This window comes from Streptomyces sp. NPDC059696, from assembly GCF_042733745.1.
GTDB lineage: Bacteria > Actinomycetota > Actinomycetes > Streptomycetales > Streptomycetaceae > Streptomyces.
The window spans coordinates 1-1,208 of record NZ_JBHWFG010000123.1; the positions used below are offsets into that span (position 1 = coordinate 1).

General features: G+C 66.0%; 1 pseudogene. It reads right to left on the minus strand.

Annotated elements, in window-relative coordinates:
- Positions 1 to 123: 123 nt before the first annotated feature.
- Positions 124 to 1,208, minus strand: a pseudogene (locus ACFV20_RS37035) (bifunctional salicylyl-CoA 5-hydroxylase/oxidoreductase); the annotation flags it as partial.

The window sequence follows — 1,208 nt, forward strand, 5'->3', positions numbered from 1 at the left end:
CCTCCACCCATCGCAGAACCGCCGCGTTATGCTGATGCCCGGAGGCATCGGTGTCAACCCACTCCACGGTTCGCCGGACAGTTGCCTCCAGTCGTGGCTTCGAAAACTGTGGACCTGCAGTCATCAGTTACTCAAGGCCGCCGCAGTTTTGGGAGAAGGCGTCCAGCGGAGGTGCGTGTTGGCTTCATCGGTCTCCGGTTCTTTGAGCAGGGACAGGCGCGGGCGTACGGCGTCGGTGCGTGAGCTTGGTGGCTTGCGGCGGCCGGCACGGAACTGCGGGATCCACTGCGCGCCCGGGCCTTGGTATTCCTGTTCCGCGGCGGCGTGGAGGGTCCACTGGGGATCGTAGAGGTGCGTGCGGCCCAGGGCGATGAGGTCTGCGCGGCCGGCGAGGAGGATGGAGTTCACGTCGTCGTAGCTGGAGATGGCGCCGACGGCGATCACTGCCACGCCTGCCGGAGCGGCGACTTCCTGGCGGATGCGGTCCGCGAATGGCGTCTGGTAGCTGCGCCCGAACGCGGGCTTCTCTTCCTTGGCCACCTGGCCGGTGGAGATATCCAGTCCGGCTGCGCCGTGTTCCACGAAGGCCTTGGCGATCTGGACGGAGTCATCGGAGGTGTTGCCGCCGTCGATCCAGTCCGTTGCGGAGATGCGCACCGTCACCGGCTTGCTGGAAGGCCAAGCCGCGCGGACGGCGTCGAACACTTCCAACGGGAACCGCAGCCGGTTCTCCAGGCTGCCACCGTATTCGTCGGTGCGTTGGTTGGAAACGGGCGAGAGGAAGGAGGAGAGCAGGTAGCCGTGGGCCGCGTGGATTTCCAGGAGGTCGAAGCCTGCCTGCTCCGCGCGCTGGGTTGCGGCGACGAACTCGGCCTTGATGGCATCCATGCCTGCCCGGTCCAGTTCCAGCGGAGTTTGGTTTTCAGGGCCGTACGGCAGTGCGGAAGGTCCGACGGCGGTCCAGTTGCCGGAGTCGAGCGGCTGGTCGATTCCTTCCCACATGAGCTTGGTGGAGCCCTTGCGGCCGGAGTGTCCCAGCTGCGCACCGATCTTCGCGGTGGAGCGGGAGTGTACGAAGTGGACGATTTCCTTCCAGCTGTCGCGCTGCTCGTCGGTGTAGAGGCCGCTGCAACCGGGGGTGATGCGGCCAGTTTCGGAGACGCAGACCATTTCGGTCATCACCAGGCCGGCACCGCCCAGTGCCTTGG